This window comes from Roseburia sp. OF03-24, from assembly GCF_003463035.1.
Lineage (GTDB): Bacteria > Bacillota > Clostridia > Lachnospirales > Lachnospiraceae > Roseburia > Roseburia rectibacter.
In genome coordinates, this window is the sequence record NZ_QSCK01000002.1 from 1 (window position 1) to 16809 (window position 16809).

The 16809-nt window shown below is 36.5% G+C and carries 17 protein-coding genes; all 17 read right to left on the bottom strand.

Annotated features, from left to right (window positions below; translation table 11 throughout):
- Positions 1-5 precede the first annotated feature (5 nt).
- Positions 6-176, bottom strand: a complete 171-nt coding sequence (locus DXA60_RS18800) for a hypothetical protein (protein WP_199536168.1) — start codon at positions 174-176, stop codon at positions 6-8.
- 117 nt (positions 177-293) lie between these two features.
- Positions 294-668: a helix-turn-helix domain-containing protein gene (locus DXA60_RS01170; RefSeq protein WP_158570850.1), complete on the bottom strand. Its 375-nt coding sequence runs from the start codon at positions 666-668 to the stop codon at positions 294-296.
- A gap of 2 nt (positions 669-670) precedes the next feature.
- A complete protein-coding gene (locus DXA60_RS01175) occupies positions 671-1594 on the bottom strand; it encodes a DUF5688 family protein (RefSeq protein WP_117918808.1) in 924 nt (307 codons plus the stop codon).
- Positions 1595-1603: 9 nt separating this feature from the next.
- Positions 1604-3685 carry a cell wall hydrolase gene (locus DXA60_RS01180; RefSeq protein WP_117918810.1) on the bottom strand — a complete coding sequence of 694 codons (2082 nt, stop codon included), beginning with the start codon at positions 3683-3685 and terminating at the stop codon, positions 1604-1606.
- Entirely contained in the window at positions 3682-6114 is a 2433-nt protein-coding gene (locus DXA60_RS01185; RefSeq protein WP_117918812.1) for a VirB4-like conjugal transfer ATPase, CD1110 family, read from the bottom strand. The genes DXA60_RS01180 and DXA60_RS01185 overlap by 4 nt, the downstream gene beginning before the upstream one ends.
- On the bottom strand, positions 6111-7205 hold the full coding sequence (locus DXA60_RS01190) for a hypothetical protein (protein ID WP_117918814.1): 1095 nt from the start codon (positions 7203-7205) through the stop codon (positions 6111-6113). Before DXA60_RS01190 ends, DXA60_RS01185 begins: the two co-directional genes overlap by 4 nt.
- Positions 7132-7560, bottom strand: a complete 429-nt coding sequence (locus tag DXA60_RS01195) for a PrgI family protein (protein ID WP_158570851.1) — start codon at positions 7558-7560, stop codon at positions 7132-7134. Before DXA60_RS01195 ends, DXA60_RS01190 begins: the two co-directional genes overlap by 74 nt.
- Positions 7561-7577: 17 nt before the next feature.
- Complete coding sequence (locus DXA60_RS01200; RefSeq protein WP_117918818.1) at positions 7578-8456, bottom strand: hypothetical protein; 879 nt, start codon at positions 8454-8456, stop codon at positions 7578-7580.
- Positions 8457-8483: 27 nt separating this feature from the next.
- Positions 8484-8849 carry a hypothetical protein gene (locus tag DXA60_RS01205; RefSeq protein ID WP_117918820.1) on the bottom strand — a complete coding sequence of 122 codons (366 nt, stop codon included), beginning with the start codon at positions 8847-8849 and terminating at the stop codon, positions 8484-8486.
- Positions 8850-8876: 27 nt separating this feature from the next.
- Positions 8877-10901, bottom strand: coding sequence for a VirD4-like conjugal transfer protein, CD1115 family (locus DXA60_RS01210; protein WP_243006715.1), 2025 nt, complete (start codon positions 10899-10901; stop codon positions 8877-8879).
- Complete coding sequence (locus DXA60_RS01215; RefSeq protein WP_117918824.1) at positions 10901-11299, bottom strand: hypothetical protein; 399 nt, start codon at positions 11297-11299, stop codon at positions 10901-10903. Before DXA60_RS01215 ends, DXA60_RS01210 begins: the two co-directional genes overlap by 1 nt.
- Positions 11299-12723 carry a DUF3801 domain-containing protein gene (locus DXA60_RS01220; RefSeq protein ID WP_117918826.1) on the bottom strand — a complete coding sequence of 475 codons (1425 nt, stop codon included), beginning with the start codon at positions 12721-12723 and terminating at the stop codon, positions 11299-11301. The genes DXA60_RS01215 and DXA60_RS01220 overlap by 1 nt, the downstream gene beginning before the upstream one ends.
- A complete protein-coding gene (locus tag DXA60_RS01225) occupies positions 12720-13916 on the bottom strand; it encodes a hypothetical protein (RefSeq protein ID WP_117918828.1) in 1197 nt (398 codons plus the stop codon). The genes DXA60_RS01220 and DXA60_RS01225 overlap by 4 nt, the downstream gene beginning before the upstream one ends.
- Before the next feature lie 4 nt (positions 13917-13920).
- Positions 13921-15591, bottom strand: coding sequence for a relaxase/mobilization nuclease domain-containing protein (locus DXA60_RS01230; protein ID WP_117918830.1), 1671 nt, complete (start codon positions 15589-15591; stop codon positions 13921-13923).
- Position 15592: 1 nt separating this feature from the next.
- On the bottom strand, positions 15593-15832 hold the full coding sequence (locus DXA60_RS01235; RefSeq protein ID WP_117918831.1) for a hypothetical protein: 240 nt from the start codon (positions 15830-15832) through the stop codon (positions 15593-15595).
- On the bottom strand, positions 15813-16187 hold the full coding sequence (locus tag DXA60_RS01240) for a MobC family plasmid mobilization relaxosome protein (protein ID WP_158570852.1): 375 nt from the start codon (positions 16185-16187) through the stop codon (positions 15813-15815). The genes DXA60_RS01235 and DXA60_RS01240 overlap by 20 nt, the downstream gene beginning before the upstream one ends.
- 431 nt (positions 16188-16618) lie before the next feature.
- The coding region (locus DXA60_RS18615) for a hypothetical protein (RefSeq protein ID WP_158570853.1) at positions 16619-16809 on the bottom strand (191 nt) is incomplete at its 5' end.

Consider the following 16809-nt stretch of genomic DNA (forward strand, 5'->3'; position numbering starts at 1 on the left):
ACTTATCAGCCTAATGCATTCATCTTTGTAAAGAAATTCGTGAATGCCGTTTTGAACTGTTCCATTAAGAAGCCACCTGGTTCTGTTGTACAAAGAAACAGGATCAGCACTGTAAGACCAAGCAGCACTGCACCAACTTTTACTGCACCACCATACTCTTTCATAAACTCTTCCATTGGAATCTACCTCCTTTTATTTATTTTGCATTTGTTTATCAATACACATTTTAATTATAAAAATTTATTTTTCTATTTCGAGGGAATAAAAGAAAATAATTACATTATTTTTTTCTTTTAGGAAAAGTTATGTAAAGAATTGTTACGCATATATAGAGCCATTCGTAAAAACATTTCAACCAATTGTGAATCTGCCCCCTGCATAATCTGTTCAAACCTTTCTCCCGCAGTCAGTTTTTTTTCTACTCCCTTTAATTCAAAATCATCCGGAAGCAATTCATCCGCTTCTATTTCCATTGCTGCCGCAATACGCAACAATGCCTTTAACCCTATCTCGCACTTCGAACGCTCTAATTTTGAAATATGACTGACGGATAAATTAGCCATTTCAGCTAACTTTGCCATTGAAAGACCTCTCTTCTTTCTTTCCTTGCTAATATTTTTGCTCACATCTCTTAAAACCTGATTCATCACTTCATCTGTAAGTTCCATTTTTATCTCCTGTCTGCAGCGTCCATGAACCCATATTTTAATGCTGCCATATATTTTTCCCATGTTTTCTTTGAAAAAGCGATTTTGTTCAATTTCAAACTGTAACGCCATATAGTTCCACTGAATACCGGCATTTGCTCTGATATATCCTGAATTTCTTTCTCCTGCCACTTTTTATATGGAAATACAACTGCTTCATGCACAGATAAAGGTAAAATATATAAATCCTGATTCAGCTGATTTCCCAAATCCTTCAATGGTCCTTCTTCATACAATAATGTTGCCAACCCAAAATAATTTTTTTCACTTTTTACAAGGTAAATATCCTCTCCCATCTGCAAATACAACTCACTTATTTTATAAAATAAATGCCTTGGCATATTTAAAAGACTCATACGATATAATGCTTCTTCCTTTATATTCCAATATTCCAACATTTCATTTGTGACAGCAGAAACTCTGATCAATTCCGGTTTTTCTTCTAAAATAACCACATAAATTAAATAAACTGACTCCATCTTTCTTCCGGCATATGTTTCTAAGATTTCTATCCCCATCTTTCCAGGAATCAGGACACAATATATCTGTTCTTCAGGTACTTTCGACATCACACATATCAAACGTTCCTGTTCTTTCTTATCAAGTTCTGCGTGCTTTTTATACTCTTCCGTGTATTCTGCCAGCATTTTTTTTAGAATTACTTCGTCAAAAAACCGGCCGCATCGTTCATATACTTCCTGCATATCCATTTCCGGCATTTTCATAATATGTATCAGCCCATCGGATGTATGGATCTTTTCTCCATTTCTTTCCGTTACAAGCAAAGGATACCTTTCGTTTTTTCCATCCAGCATTGGCATATACAAATTTCCTTTTACTTTAATCTGTTGTATAAATTCCTGATAACTCATCTGTTTTGTTTTCATCGTTCTCCTTTACCAGCAATTCTGACAAAACACATGATCACCAATGATTTTTATCTGTTCCTCAGAATTTCTTGCCCTTATTTTTTCCCATTGCTTTACCTCTCCGACACTGCAGTACTTTGGATTGCAATAGTATTTCATACTCCCTATAGGATTTTCTGATGTTCCATAATATGCACCTGCCGCTGCTCTATAACATGAATCAGCCTCTCGCTGTTCCCGTGACATATTTGCATATGCATAAAGATATTTTTCTACCGTATGATATGGAATATAACATGAAAACTGATATGGTGCTGTCAATACTCCCTTTATGTTTCCTGATGCACCTCCTGCTCGATTTAAAATTACATATGCCACTGCTGTTTTTCCGATATCAGACTGATTTCCTGCTTCTGCCCTGATAAACCCTGCCAGATAAATCAGATTTTCATCAACACCTTCCGGTATCACCAGATCTTCTATCGGTACCGCCTCTCCAGCAACAAAATTATCGTTTTCTTTCGGACTTATATATGCTCTATCTTCAAGTAGTTCGTCCAATAGTGTTCGCGCTGCTGCAGAAACCTCTGTTCCATGTTCCTCCTTCCACTTTTCTATGGTTATACAATACACTGTCAATTTCTCAGCATCTTTTTCCTCCTCTTTCCCTTTATCATTTTTGACTTTCTTTTTAACTGCTTCTTTTTCCGTGTAATTAAACTGTTTGAATACTTTTTTTAAAAGTTTTTCCTCCTGACTTGTATCTATAAATAAATAGGCCGGATATCCTTCTGTTTCCATACTTAAAAGTTTTGAATAATTTGGATCTGTTGTAATCTGTGCAAGGTAAACTGCCGCTATATCGTCTGCTTCCGAATATGTTCCGTATGCATAAACAACCTCATTTAATCCGTTTACGCTCAAAAAATAATCCACATCACCAGCAAAATTCTTCTCCATTTCCTGAAGCACATTTTTTATGTATTTAGGATTTTCTCTAACTTCCTGTATAGAATCATAATATCCCTCAAAATATGTTGTAGGGCTTTCTGCTTTCATGTAAATTCCTACAAATACCAGAGCTATCACAGATGCAATCAGAATGATCGGTAACATCATTAATAACAATTTACTGATCAACGTTAGCACCAGTTTCATGATCTTTTCAATTACTTTTGTAACATCATATGTAATCATTTGTTCTATTAATCTGATATGAGCATTCGGATCATTTCTTCCCTGTTCATTTATCAGTTCCCGGATTACATATTCTTTCAATAGTCTTTTTTTTACGCCATCTATATATCCTTCCTTCTTGTCTGCAGCATGTTCCAGCAAATACTCTGCTATAACTGCATTTACATATTCATCCCTATGCTGCTTTTTTTCCCTGATTTTTTCTCTTTCTTCTTTAGAACAGACGGATGGGTCTGAAATCTCTTCCTCACCCACCTCCATTTTTACAATATCTTCTTTTTTCCAAGCACCACGCTTTTTATCTGCTGTTTGTGGCAAATTAATGTTGCAGAATTTTGCCATAATCTCTGCCGTTATTTTTATTTTTTCTTTGTCACCCTGCTCATCTGCCAACAAATTTATTGGCATTTCTATATTCTCCGGCTCATTTTTCTGCTGCCTTTGTTGTAGCACCCCACCCGATAGTCCCTGTTTATGTATAATATTCTGTGCGAATATCATTTTAACAATTTCGTCCTGTTCTTCTTTTCCACCTTCACAATTATTATTCATTTCATCAGGTTTTAGCTGCATTTGCACGAGATGTTTCTCTTCCGGTTTTCTTTCAATATCACTAAAACCTGATTTGACATAATTTTCTGAAGATTTTTTTACCCAGGAATTTCTATCTTTTCGATCATCTTTTATATTTAAATTTACCCAGTCGTATGAAATATTTTTTATTACAGATGACATGATTCCATGATCATTCGCACCATTTATATCCTCCTGTATATCATCTGAATTTTTAAATATCTTTCCCTTTACCAGAATATCTTTTCCTTTATATCGTATTGCACTTATACCGGTTATTTTGAAACCTGATTTCACAACATGTAAACTTTGTTTATCCTTCCTTTGTGCTAATTTCATTCAAATCCCACCATTGCCTGTTTTTTTGCCGCCTTCTCATGCATATTGGTATTGTATATGTCATAAACAGGATTCTGTTTATCCACTACATTATCAAACGGAATGATCACGTTTCCAAACCGGATTAATCCCATTCCAGGTTTTGGATTTGCCGTATATTTTATTTGCGCTTCGCTGATATTTTCCAGTGCTTTTCCTAAAACCGCAGCATCTGGTGCAGCCTGTTTTAATAAAACTGTGTATTCACTGTTAGAAACAAGTGTAGACGTCATTGGATCTTTTAACACCTCAATAACATTCTGTGTAATTCCTGTACATAACCCTCCCAGTTTTCTTACCTGTTTCCATAAAGCGATTAAATAATCTCTGGAAAATGGCTTACCAAGCAGCACATGAAATTCATCTACATATAACCAGGTTGCACGTCCCTTTTTCGCATTTCTTATAATACGCTGCTTAATATTCTCTAACATGATCAGCATTGCCATACCCGAAAGATCTCCGGACAAATCCCTTAAGCCATATACTAAAACACGATTTTCAATATCAATATTTGTCTGATGATTAAAAATGTTTAACGAACCTTCTACAAATATTTCAAGTACCAGCTTTATTTTTCGTGCTTCTGCTTCTTCCTGTTCTTTTAAGACCTCAAGAAAATCTGACATTATCGGCTGCACACGTTTTTCTTTTGGAAGCATCGCAATGCTTTTATACATTTTTCGAACCGAACGGTCGATAATGGATTTATACTCCGGAAGTATTCCTCCATCCATTGCCTGTTCACAAATTCCAAGCATAAAACTGCATTTATCCCGGATTTGCCCATCCGTATCATCTATATCCAGACTTTCAAGATCTACCTCCAGTGGATTTAAATACTTGTCCGTATAAGTTGCAAGATTGATTGCGACTCCACCATATGCCTCCGCAACATCAAAATATTCCAATGTAGGATCAACAAAAATGATATCATCTTCTGTATTCAGGAAAACACTTCCTGCCTCCATTTTAGCCCCGGTAAAACTTTTTCCACCACCCGGCACAGCAAATACAAACCCATTTCCATTCATTAGTTTTTTTCGATTCGCCCAGATAGGTTCTTTTGACACCTGATTAATACCATAATAAAAAGGCTGATCCATCATCTGCATTTCAACAACATTAAATGGAACAAACGCTGCTGCAGAAGAAGTAAACAATGCCCGCATCATATCTACGTATCTTCCTCCGACAGGAAGAACTGTATCCAATGCCTGACGCTGACGCATATAATATGGAATGACTCTCATGGATGCCTTTTCTACTACCTGATTAATGGCAGTAAGCTGCGTCTCCAATTTGTCCTCATTTTCTTCGATCACACCTATGGTCACTCCAACCCAGAACATCTTCTGATCATTGTCCCTAAGTTCATCCAACATATGTTCCAGTTCTTTTTTTTCTCTCCTTACCTTATAAGAAATATCACTGGAAAATGCCCCTCTCCTGTTTCTTTTATCCTGTTGTTTTGCGATCGTATTTTCAACTCCCATAAGCTTATCTTCTAACGTTTTCAATGCAACATCCTGTGGGATAGGTTCATAGTCAACTGAAAATATAGAATGGATCGGTAGTTCTGTTAATTCCTTAAAAAAAGTATCTGATAAGGATGTTGGATAAGATCCAGGATCCAGATATAATATGGAACCAACTTTATCATCCATATAAAAACGATCTATATAACTGTCAAAATCCATAACAGAGCACGCCAGCTCGTCTTTAAATCCATGCCCTTGCAGCAATGCCTCTTCTATCTTATAGTCATACTCTGCTTCTTTCCCCATATGATAAAAACTGTCTAAAACACGAATGCGTTCATTTGCGTCCAATGGAATGATTGTTGATGTCAATGCAGCAAAATTATTGATAAAACTGCTTTCCAGGGAAGATAAATATGCACGTGCAGCTTCATAATCTTTTCTAACCACCGTAATTGTAATAAATTTTTCCTGACAGATTCCCTGTCTGCCCTCAACAATCCGGCTCTCAATAATATCGTTATATGCTTCTCTAAGCCAATCATATTTATCTTCTTTATAACGATATAAAATCCGATCCCTGACTTCCTGCATATTTCTGTTTTCATTAAATACAGTTATTTTTACTGAAACATCAAATGAATTTAATGTCTTGCACCAGTCATAAAAAAAAGCAAGTTGTTCATCATATGTTTTTGTTGTATAATTCACATCTACAAGAAGATAACTCTTTGACCATTTTTCTTCTGTTACCTGAAATATTCCGTTTGGTGCAATTCTTTTTATCTCAATCATATCCTGCGTACATTTTGGTTGTAACACATTTACTTTATCCGGTTCTTTTAATGACATAAAAATTTTACGTTTAGATATGCCTGACTTTTTTACCGGCATTATACTTTTCTTCATACACTTACCCCATCATAAAATAATGCTTTCATTGCCTCAATATCGTAATTTTCCTGTTTTTTCTCTTTCGGAACGATATTTAATAATCTCCGTACCTGTTCTTGTGTTATAAGCATCTGATATCTCTCCTGTTTGTTCCCTGTCATGCCAAACATTGCAAATGTACGTTTTAATTCTGATATATTCTTCTGCTCCGCCAAGGCAAGACACTCCATCTTAATGCCTGATTTGTATGCACCTTTTATAATGTTGAAAAGATTTGTATCTGCCTGTTCTGATTCCATTCTTATAAGAAAATAAACACTGACCCATCGATATTTGCTCAATGATTCATTTTCACTTTCATCTTTCTGCAAAATATCATACAGCTCCGGTTCATTTCTTTTAATCCGCGATGCCATTCCATCAATTCCCATATATTCATTACAGATTTTTTCTTTTATCTGCTGACCAGTTACACCGGAAACAGTTATATACATACTTTGAATCAATGGATTATCCATAAGACCGCTCAGATCTGTCCAGGTAATTTTTCTCTTTATTGTCCTCACTGCCATTACACAATAACGTCCTCGTGTCGTAAATATTTTATTATTGGACAACTTTATTCCATCCATACACGCTGCCTGCTTCCAGCAATCCGTATCCAGTATATAATTTTCAACTTCCGTCTTAATTCCAAGAAAATCACTCAAAAATCTGCCATAATACGCCATTCTGCTATCCGCTGTCATACTTTTTATCTGCAATATATTTTCTATTTCAGAAAATTTTTCTGTTATATCACCTCCACTGGCTGTCTCTTCAAAAATCAACATACCTGCAGGATGAGATTTATGAAATACAAATGCACAGTCTTCCTGTAGAAATTGTATTTCTTCTTTCAGTTTTTCAAGTTTTTTATCATCCAATAGATATGCTCTTGAAAATTTTCCATTTGTTTCTAACGTCCCGCTTTCAGACAAAAATGTCATTCCTGCACTTTTCTTCAGAAAAACAGGTACTCTGTATAACACTTCACTTTTGTTTTTTGCCCTTAAAAAACGGTCTGCCCTTCTTATTCTTTTCTTTTTTACTTTGTTTTTTGTCATACGTTATTTCCTTCTTTTTACCAGACTTTTTCTGATTAGTCTTTTTTATAATTGCTTTTTCGTTTGCAGCACAAAATAATATTACCCTTTTTCTTTTATTGCTCTGCCTGATACGTTCCATTACAGATAACCCATACTGCCTGCCAAGCGCAGGCAGTATGATTGGAATGCAAACCGGGATTGCAATATAAATGTCAATTACAAGCGGCAATTCAAATGCAAAGTACAAAATGCAAATTATACATGTTCCAACTATTAATGCCAGTAACGCTGCAATTGTTTGTTTTGCATTCAGTCCCGCTGCTACAGACTCCTGATATTTTTCTACATCCTGATTCATATTTACCGATAACATCATTTCCTCCAGATTTACTATATTCCCAATGCTTTCTGTGTGACCATCTCTGCTCCCTTAACCATGCCCAACGTTGACATACATACAAAAGAGCTCTCCAGCATCCACGCAAAAACATACATAACACCTGTCTGATTTTGGGTTAATCCCAGACTACCGCTGGATATAACTGCCGCACTTAGTGCTAATGCCATATACATGGTCACAGCATCCATGATCGTACATAATGCATATTTCCAAAAAGATTCTGCTGAATGTCCAAGCATATGATTTCCGGCAATCGTACTGCTTGCTAACGTTCCATATGGTGCTAACATAAGGATTTTAAAAAAACGCTGATATGCCTCTAATAAGATCATTGCGCCACACCCAATCGTTATGAGCAAAAAAATAATCTCGACAATAAGCAAAACTACCAGCATTAATGCCCCTGTTCCACCAGTAATATCGTGATTGAGAGGATCCTTTAAGATCTCATTAACTTCATTAGGAACACTATACTTAAAAGTAAGTCCGTTTCCACGTAATTTCCCAATGATACCTGTTGCTAATCCAAATAATGTCTGAACCAGTGTTAACGCATTTATTACAAAAAACTCTGCAATTGAAAGTTTAATAAACATACGAAGGATATTTTCAATCCTAAAATCCTGTTTAATATCGACGCTGTCAGCACAAAATCCCATTAAAAAGAAAATGGCTACCAAAACACCCCCAATTCCCAGAAAAATGTTATTAACATTTTTCACCAAAGACCATCCGGCGCTATTCCATGCTGCAGGATCCTGCCCTAACATTCCTGCTGCTATACCAACCAGATTATTATAAACAGACAGAATAAATACCAAAAAAGATCTCACACCTTCACTGGCATATTCTATAAACTTATCAATCATGCCATTGTTCACCACCTCATATCATTTTTAAAGTCCCATTAGGGTTAATATTGTTCCGGCAAATACCATAATTGCTCCAGCGGCAATTCCTTTGGCTCCATCATACATTCCATGTGAATCCTGCTGCTGATATGCCTGTGCTGTATCTGCAATTCCCTTGATTAGAATAATCAGTCCGATTCCTGCTACGATTCCCAGAAACAATGTTTTAATTGTCGTTAAAATATTGTCAATCTGCGTAATTCCAGTCCCTGCATTTATTTTTTGATCATTCTGTTTTTCATTGTTCTGAGCTGCCATGATCGCAATGGTATTATTACACAGCATCCAAACATTGATATAAACTCCGGCACCAATCATCTTCATTTTTTCTTTTAAATTTTTGTTTTTCATATTATTTTTCCTCTTTTCTTTTTGTGTTTATAACAACATTTCTGTCATCATTTCAATCGTCTCCATATCCATTTGGGGATCAAAGGTTTCCAATATTGCATTAAGATCCATTCTTTCTCTATCTCCCCGAACCAGCTTCAAAAGAGTTTTAATCTGTGGATTAGAAAAATTCTTTTTCTTTAATGCCGAAAATGCTAATGCCTCTTCCGGGGTTTTGAATTCTCTCACATCAATCTGATTCATCTGTATATATGCCTGTTTTTCGTTTTCTGTCTTAATCTGCTGATCTACAGCTTCTTTCGCTTTATGGATCAGATCCTGATCCAAAACTATTTTTCCAGGAGGCGCTTCCTTTAATTGTTCTACAAGCTGATCCAACTCTTCATAATCCAATCTGAAAATATACTGCTGTGGCTTCTCTGGCAATTCTGTTCCTAAAAGGTCTGCCACCCTCTTCTCATCTTCATAATGTTTCTTCTCCTTCTTTTCAAGAAGTTCCAAATGTGCCAGTTCAGCCTCATTCACAAAACCAATACTGTTTTTCTGCTTATCTGATTTCATTTTTCTCAGCCTCTCAATTCTTGCATCAAACAATTCACCTTTTTGTGCATCGCACATCAGATTCCACAATGGATGTTTTTTCGATTCAATCTTGTTATCTAAAACCGGATCAAAACCACGTATAAATAAAATACATTTATTCCCTTCTATCTTCCTTAACTCGTCCGGGAACATCAGCTCTCTGCCGACCACATCATAATTTCTGGACGAACTTCCCTGTTTCCCAAGCGTTTCTCCATTCGTCCGCTTGTCGATCGTTGCTTTTCCCATCAACTCACTCAGTTCTTTCTGTGTGCCAGGTCCATTTCCACCAAGATAAATCATTGTGTCACAATTTGCCATGATCTTTTCATGCTCTCCATCTTTGTACCGTGTCTTTATCTGACTCAGATCCTGAATAATGATAATTGAACTGATATTACGGCTTCTCATGGTCGATAATAATGACAGAAAATCTTCGGGAAGAGCCACATTATCAAACTCATCCAGCATAAATGTTACATGTACCGGCAACGGTCCTCCATGTATAAAATCAGCTTCATAATATAGTCTCTGAAACATCATTTTGTAGAGAATGCCAACCAGAAAGTTATAGGTTGTATCATTATCCGGAATAACGCAATAGATTGCTGTTTTTCTTGTTCCAATCAAAGGAATATCTATCTCATCATCATCCAGAATAGAAAGAACAGCTTCTGTTTCTACCGGTGCCAATCTGGCATTTGCTGTAATAATAATGGAACGGACAGTATCTGCCGCGCCTCTCATGGATTTGTTATAGTTAAGTATTGCCTTGTGATTCGGACTTTCTTTCTCCAGATCTTTCATAATCAAATCCAGTGTTGAATCAAGCTTTGCGCCCGTCCTTGGATCTTCCCTAACCTCCGCAAATTTTAATAATTCCATTACAGCACGTACATTATGTAATTTTTCAATTTCCGGATTGTGAATCCTGTTAAGGATTTCCTCGATATCATCTTCTCCATTTTCTTTCTTGCATTCCCAAATATTTTTAGGAACTCCCTCAAGCCACACATAATAAAACAATGCCTGTAATAACATGCCCTCAGCTTTTTCCCAAAAAGGATCATTAGAAGTAGAACCCTTCGGGGTTGTATTAGCGATCAGGTTTGTGATTAGTTTTAAAATATCGACTTCATTCTGAATATAACGGAAAGGATTAAAATGTGATGATTTTACCATTTCATCTTCGTTCAGAAGATTTAATACTTTGATATCATAACCGTTACGCTTTAAAAAACCTGAGGTATCCCTGTATAGTTCCCCCTTCGGATCTGTAATAATAAACGAACTGGACATCTGCATTAACTGCGGTTTTACAAAACGATATGTCTTTCCGGAACCGCTTCCACCAATAACCAGAATATTATTGTTAAGATCTGTATGTCTGGTATCTAATGTCATTTGAATATTCTGTGATAACATACGGTTTCTGGTATTTACAATCTGTGCATAACTCATTCCTGCCATTACATTCCCCTCCCTTCTTTCCATCTTCTCCTAAGAACAACGATATTCTTTTCATCATCTGGATCTTTGGACAAATCTGCCAGTCTCTTATTTACTTTTTTTGCATCTGCATATTGTGCTGATCCCATTTCTTTTCCGGGAAGATAATTTTTTCTGCTGGTAATGTACATTAAAACCAGCCATAAATAAACCAGTCCCAGTATCAATATTGTCTTCCATGTATATTGATTAAAATAACCTGCAAACGGATCTGCCAAAACTGTTTTCATATTTTCTTCCCATTCAAATATGGTAATACCCGGCCGCATTCCCCCTGCCAAATAATATCCAGCAATGCTAATTAAGACTGCTCCTAATAAAATCATTGTCATTGAATAAGGTTTTTTCTTCGGTCGCATTATATCCGTCTCTCCTTTCCGGAACGCTGCATCCTGTTTTTGCCCGTTTGTCTTTTGACCGGATCATAGTGTTTTTTATAAAGTTCCTCTCCTTTCATTGAGCCTAAAATATTATTGTCTACATCATATAACTTGTAATCTTTGTCCTTATCAAGTGAAGTCAAAATTGATTTTCCATCATAAGCGTCTCTGATATTTTCTTTCCCAAGCCACAAAAACTTCATATTTTCACCATAAGTTCCCGGTATTCTGGTTTTAACTGCCCTATTGTTTTCTCCCCATATCATCGGAACTGTCTTACGTTCTGCCATGTCCTCTTTTGCATCTTCCATATATGTTTTTCCTATGGTAATGTCAAAACTGTCCGGCTGCTTTTCCAATGACACTGCTTTGTAGCTCTGTTCTTCTGCCACAAAGGATTTTTGACTTATATCTTCGGAATATCCTAGATCTTCTGCTCTGATCTTCTGTGGTCTTTCATTCTCAGATAAATCCTCTACGATGATCTCATCTTCATTTTTTAAATTAGCAGTATACAGACCGTCCGAGTTCTTCTGCTCTAATGGAGGAATAACAGATTCCTTTGGAACCCATACTCCTCCCCATCTGTTTTTATCTGATAAGCCAAGTCCCTTACCCGCAATTTTTATATGGCTTTCTGTTTCATCAATGATCTGGCTCTTTTTATGTTCAGGATCATACACAAACGGTATTTTTACCTGTGTCTCATTTTTCAAGCGTTCTGCCCGATCCCGAAACTGAATTACCTCCGCAAGAGTACCAATCTTTTTTTTATCTCCTCCTGCGGCATGTGCTTTTGGGGCAATGTCTTTTGATGCTTTTACATAATCAATTACCTTTCCCTGATAATCTTCTCCAAACTGTTCTTTCATATCTGCATCAAATACTTTCTCTGGTGTTGCAGCTCCTACATGATCTGTAAACTCCTCCATAGTCTCTGTACGGTTGTTTTCATCATAATCCTGCTCTGACTGTTCTTTCGACATTCCACACCTGACATCCTCTTTTATCTGCTGATTCTTATATTTCGATAATAATTCCTGCAGCATAGATAAATCCTTCTCCGCAACAAGTAATTCCACTGAATTCTTTTTTCCTGATTTCAATGGGTAAAATGCATGATATAAAATTCCATATTTTTTAGCATCCTTTTCAAATTTGCGATAAATTTTCTTATCAACAGTCACCGCGGTCATAGCCTGTCCATTCGATCTTGCCTTTAAATTTTTTATATTTGTTTTTCCACTTATTTTTTTATAGGGAGCATCCATCATTGACCGAATCAAAAATGTCATTAATTGTTTTACAAGCCGGACTGCATCTTTGGATACCTGATATGCAAGTTTAATGCCTTCCACTTCCATATACATAACCTGAACTGCATCTCCACCGCCATTCATCATACATCTGTCACCTCTTCCTGCTTATTCTCCTGTACAGTATCCAATAAGTCCGATATATCTGACTTATCTGTTTCCTCTCTCAATAAGGATTCACATAAATCGTTTAATTCCGTCTCTGGCAAATTCTTTTCCAAAAGCGAAAAAATAAATTCATTTGTCATTCCCCCATTCATGAGACGCCTGATAGAAAGTATCTGGTTTTTGTCATACTTTTTGTTCACCATAATTTCAAAAATTTTCCCTACCTGGTCATCCTTTTCCAGTTTTGAAAATTCTTTTTTCATGTGACGCCTTAACAATATCTGAAAAAAGGAAATGCGTTTCTCTGACTTTTCCTGTTCTTTTTTTAAATCCATTACAAGAATCCTATGGTCTAATATGTCAGAGCCATCTGCCATTTCACTTCCGGTCACGCTGTCCGGATGTTCCTCTTCTTCACTTCCGGTCACACTGCCCGGATGTTCCTCTTCCTCACTTCCGGTCACACTGTCCGGATGTTCCTCTTCTTCACTTCCGGTCACACTGTCCGGATGTTGTTTTAATCCTGTATTTTTTTCATATAACTGCAATGCTTCCGTAACAGCATTTACTACCGTTTTTTCTATGCTAGTCATAATTTTTGTTCTTTCACTTCCGGTCATGTTGTCCAGATGTTGTCTTTCTTCACTTCCAGTCATGCTGTCCGGATGTTGTTTTTCTTCACTTCCGGTCATGTTGTCCGGATGTTGTCTTTTCACAACTTCATGTTTTTTGCAATACTCCCTGCGCCGCTGGCACATTTCAAAAACCGTATCTGATATTTCAAAGATATGTTTTACCTCATCAAATGGAATATCTGACTGATATGCTTCTGTAATCTCATTCACATACATTGTTCCAGCCATCCGGCTCAATGCTTCCACTGAGAGTTCCATCCATTCAAGCGGGGCAGCATAACATAATAGTCTTCCAACGGAAGCTACTGCCTGAGGCTCCTGAAATCTTGGTGTGATCAAATATTCCCATACTTCTTTTCTGATCCCACCAAGATTTAAAATAAGATTCAGTAATATTTCCTGTGCCTCTGATGTCTTCGTCGGTTCCCCGGTTTCAGCATCATATGCCTGTTCCACCGATTTTTTTCCTTCATCTCTATATTCCGGACTGTTCAACTCGTCCAGTTGTAAAATATGTGTATTTCTCATTTCATACATACTTTTAACGATCCCTCTTTCTTCCTTTTATACTTTCTGACACTGCTTCAACTCCATGCTCATTCATACGATTCAGCATTTCATCATCTGCCGGTGTATACTCTTCCATAACCCTCTGGTAATCTTCTTTTAGTTCTCTCATAGCTTCCAGCTGCTTTCTCTTTTCACATAACCTGGCTTTCATCTCCTTTTCATAAACCGTTTCATTTTCTAAATAATTTCTAAGTTCTTCTTTTGTATGTGAAAAATGATCTGCCATATCTTTTAATTTCTGATACTCTATGGCTTCTGTTTCAAATACCTCATTTCCTTCCTTAAATAATAGAAAACCACCTTCTAATTTTTCCAGCTGTTCATACACTGACCACTCTTTTTGATAAGTCTGGCTTTCCAGCTTATGTTCTTTTTTTTCATCTTTCAGCCCCTTCAATTCATCCATGCCTTCATTGATAGCATCATCCAACTGTTCCAAAGTAAAACAACTGTTCTTCGTAATCAGATCTATCTGATATTCTATCTTGCGCAGCTGCTCTATTCTTTTTTTGGTTTCTCTGTAAGAAGGTCTTTTTTCATAATTCGAAATAATTCCAAGACGGTATAATCTGGCATATTGTCTTCTCAAATATGGATTTTTAATATCATACGAAAATGAACAGTAATATATTTTTTTTGAAATCAATATCCAGCTTTCTGTTGATGTTTTCTCCCTGTTCTGTGGCAACTCACTATGGAATAATTCAATTCTCTTCTTTATCATTGAAAGGGTATAATCTTCTCCCAATGTATGAGTCCTTCGAAAACGCTGCATTTCTGAATTACACACTGCCATATATTTTCCGTACCGTTCACTGTTTCCATATTTAATGTCATATCCAGCGTCTTTCATGCATTGCTCAAACTCTTCAAAGTTCTTGCAGGACATGATCAGGCTGTCTATTTCGTCTCTCAGATAATCAGACATAGAATATTCTTCCGATATTCTTTTTACATATTTGCGATTTCCATGCGTTCTTTGCTCTTTTATGTATCCATTACTTCCGGTCACATTGTCCGAAGGTTTTATTTTTTCACTTCCGGTCACGCTGTCCGGATGTCTCTTTTTCTTCCCAGTTATTTTTCGTTCCGCTGCATATTCTGAAAGAGTTTTTCCTGTATCATCCTTTAGCTCATGAAGTCCCTGTTCTTTACACAATCGATCAACAAGTGGCTGCAATTTTCGTTCCCAGTCGTTTTTGTTATAACGATACTTCGAACCATTTTTAAAATTAACACTGTTAAATATAATATGTGCATGCATATGCTTGGTATCTGTATGCGCACTATAAACAACCTCATAATCCGAAAGTTCGTTTTCACAAAACTTACTGACAATCTCCATTGCTAATTCGGGAGATACATGCTCTTTCGGGCTCCAGGATATAATAAAGTGATACGCAAGCCGATTATTTTCATATCCCTTTGTTCCTGGAATGGGTACTTTTCCATATTGTGTTTTGGTATCAATCATCTCCTGTAATGCAGTTTCACACCTGCAATTACAGCTTCCAGTGTATAATCCACCTAATGTCTTTTCCGGTTTTAATATATAATTTATTGCAGATTTTAAATGTGCATAGGTTCCCCTTTTACCGCTTCCCGGATGTATTGGCGGATCTATGATATGAAGGATCGCCATCTCATCTGGATCTGGACGGTCGTTTTTCCTTACCGGTCATTTCTCTTTCCAAAACATTCCGCCGCTCTGTCTCGATCTGCTCTATGCTCTCTTTCATATGCATCAGGTACTCATATTTAAAATCCCCTCTTAAGAATCCCTGTCCCAATGCTTTTGCTATTTCATCTTCCAGACTCACCATCTGTTCCATATCCTCTACGCCTTTTAATTTCTCAAGCATATCATTCATCTGTGCTTCCATCTTTCTCTCTCCTCTCATACAATTCGATTATTTTGTTCATCAGCGCAAACAACTTTTTCTTTTCATATTCCGTGTAATAATGCATATTTACATTTTTTACTATCTGATTTATGTTGTTGCCTATTCGATTGATTTCATAGACCATTTGCTTATGTATAAGAAATGCTTCCTTCGAACGGTTTGGTACAGAGTTTCCCATGTCTTTATCAATTAAACGCCTTATGTATTCCGACGAATTAATTCCATATGTTTTGCATTGGCTTTCCATATGTAACACTTGATCTTCTCGTATACGAAAATTCTTATGAATCTTTCTTTCCTTGCAGCATAAATCTTTACTCTCTACCTGTGCCATCTGACATCCCATCACCTCCAACGTTTCTTCTATTATGAACATTTTTTTTCTTCATTTCGACGTACTAAAAGAAACGATTTGACTTTTTTCTTTTCTTTTAGGAAAAATTTTGACTTTTTTTTAAATTTTCTCAAAAGGGTATTAGGGGTATCCCCTAACAAGACGGGCACATTGTGCACGCAGCATTTGTACTGTGGTACAAATGCGTATCTTGCCATTGATTAAAAATCAATGGTTTCATAAACACCAGCACAAATAAAAGAAAATAATGTTTTTTGTCCCGACTTCCGGACAACATGACCGGAAGTTTCTGCCTTGTCCAATCTGTGACCTTAAATACTTCTAACCCTGAATTGATTTCAAATGTAGTTTTCTTTGGCATAAAAAAAGAAGATGCCTTATTCTCTGACACCTTCTTTTTTCATATTTCATTATCTTCTTTGCGGTGAAGTTTTTCGTATTGGGCAATCTTCTTCCATATTCTCCTGCATCTGTTTGTGCACTGATAAAATATCTTCCTCCGGATATCCGGTAAACATGGCAATCTCTCTTGTACTAAAATCACTATTCATCAAAATATTTTTTATTGTCTTATACTTTTCCTGTTCGATCCCCTGCTCAA

Bases quoted from the DNA above. Each gene is read 5' to 3' on its own strand.
- DXA60_RS18800 (WP_199536168.1), bottom strand. From the start codon at position 176: ATGGAAGAGTTTATGAAAGAGTATGGTGGTGCAGTAAAAGTTGGTGCA.
- DXA60_RS01170 (WP_158570850.1), bottom strand. From the start codon at position 668: ATGGAACTTACAGATGAAGTGATGAATCAGGTTTTAAGAGATGTGAGC.
- DXA60_RS01175 (WP_117918808.1), bottom strand. From the start codon at position 1,594: ATGAAAACAAAACAGATGAGTTATCAGGAATTTATACAACAGATTAAA.
- DXA60_RS01180 (WP_117918810.1), bottom strand. From the start codon at position 3,685: ATGAAATTAGCACAAAGGAAGGATAAACAAAGTTTACATGTTGTGAAA.
- DXA60_RS01185 (WP_117918812.1), bottom strand. From the start codon at position 6,114: ATGAAGAAAAGTATAATGCCGGTAAAAAAGTCAGGCATATCTAAACGT.
- DXA60_RS01190 (WP_117918814.1), bottom strand. From the start codon at position 7,205: ATGACAAAAAACAAAGTAAAAAAGAAAAGAATAAGAAGGGCAGACCGT.
- DXA60_RS01195 (WP_158570851.1), bottom strand. From the start codon at position 7,560: ATGTTATCGGTAAATATGAATCAGGATGTAGAAAAATATCAGGAGTCT.
- DXA60_RS01200 (WP_117918818.1), bottom strand. From the start codon at position 8,456: ATGATTGATAAGTTTATAGAATATGCCAGTGAAGGTGTGAGATCTTTT.
- DXA60_RS01205 (WP_117918820.1), bottom strand. From the start codon at position 8,849: ATGAAAAACAAAAATTTAAAAGAAAAAATGAAGATGATTGGTGCCGGA.
- DXA60_RS01210 (WP_243006715.1), bottom strand. From the start codon at position 10,901: ATGGCAGGAATGAGTTATGCACAGATTGTAAATACCAGAAACCGTATG.
- DXA60_RS01215 (WP_117918824.1), bottom strand. From the start codon at position 11,299: ATGCGACCGAAGAAAAAACCTTATTCAATGACAATGATTTTATTAGGA.
- DXA60_RS01220 (WP_117918826.1), bottom strand. From the start codon at position 12,723: ATGATGAATGGCGGTGGAGATGCAGTTCAGGTTATGTATATGGAAGTG.
- DXA60_RS01225 (WP_117918828.1), bottom strand. From the start codon at position 13,916: ATGTATGAAATGAGAAATACACATATTTTACAACTGGACGAGTTGAAC.
- DXA60_RS01230 (WP_117918830.1), bottom strand. From the start codon at position 15,591: ATGGCGATCCTTCATATCATAGATCCGCCAATACATCCGGGAAGCGGT.
- DXA60_RS01235 (WP_117918831.1), bottom strand. From the start codon at position 15,832: ATGGAAGCACAGATGAATGATATGCTTGAGAAATTAAAAGGCGTAGAG.
- DXA60_RS01240 (WP_158570852.1), bottom strand. From the start codon at position 16,187: ATGGCACAGGTAGAGAGTAAAGATTTATGCTGCAAGGAAAGAAAGATT.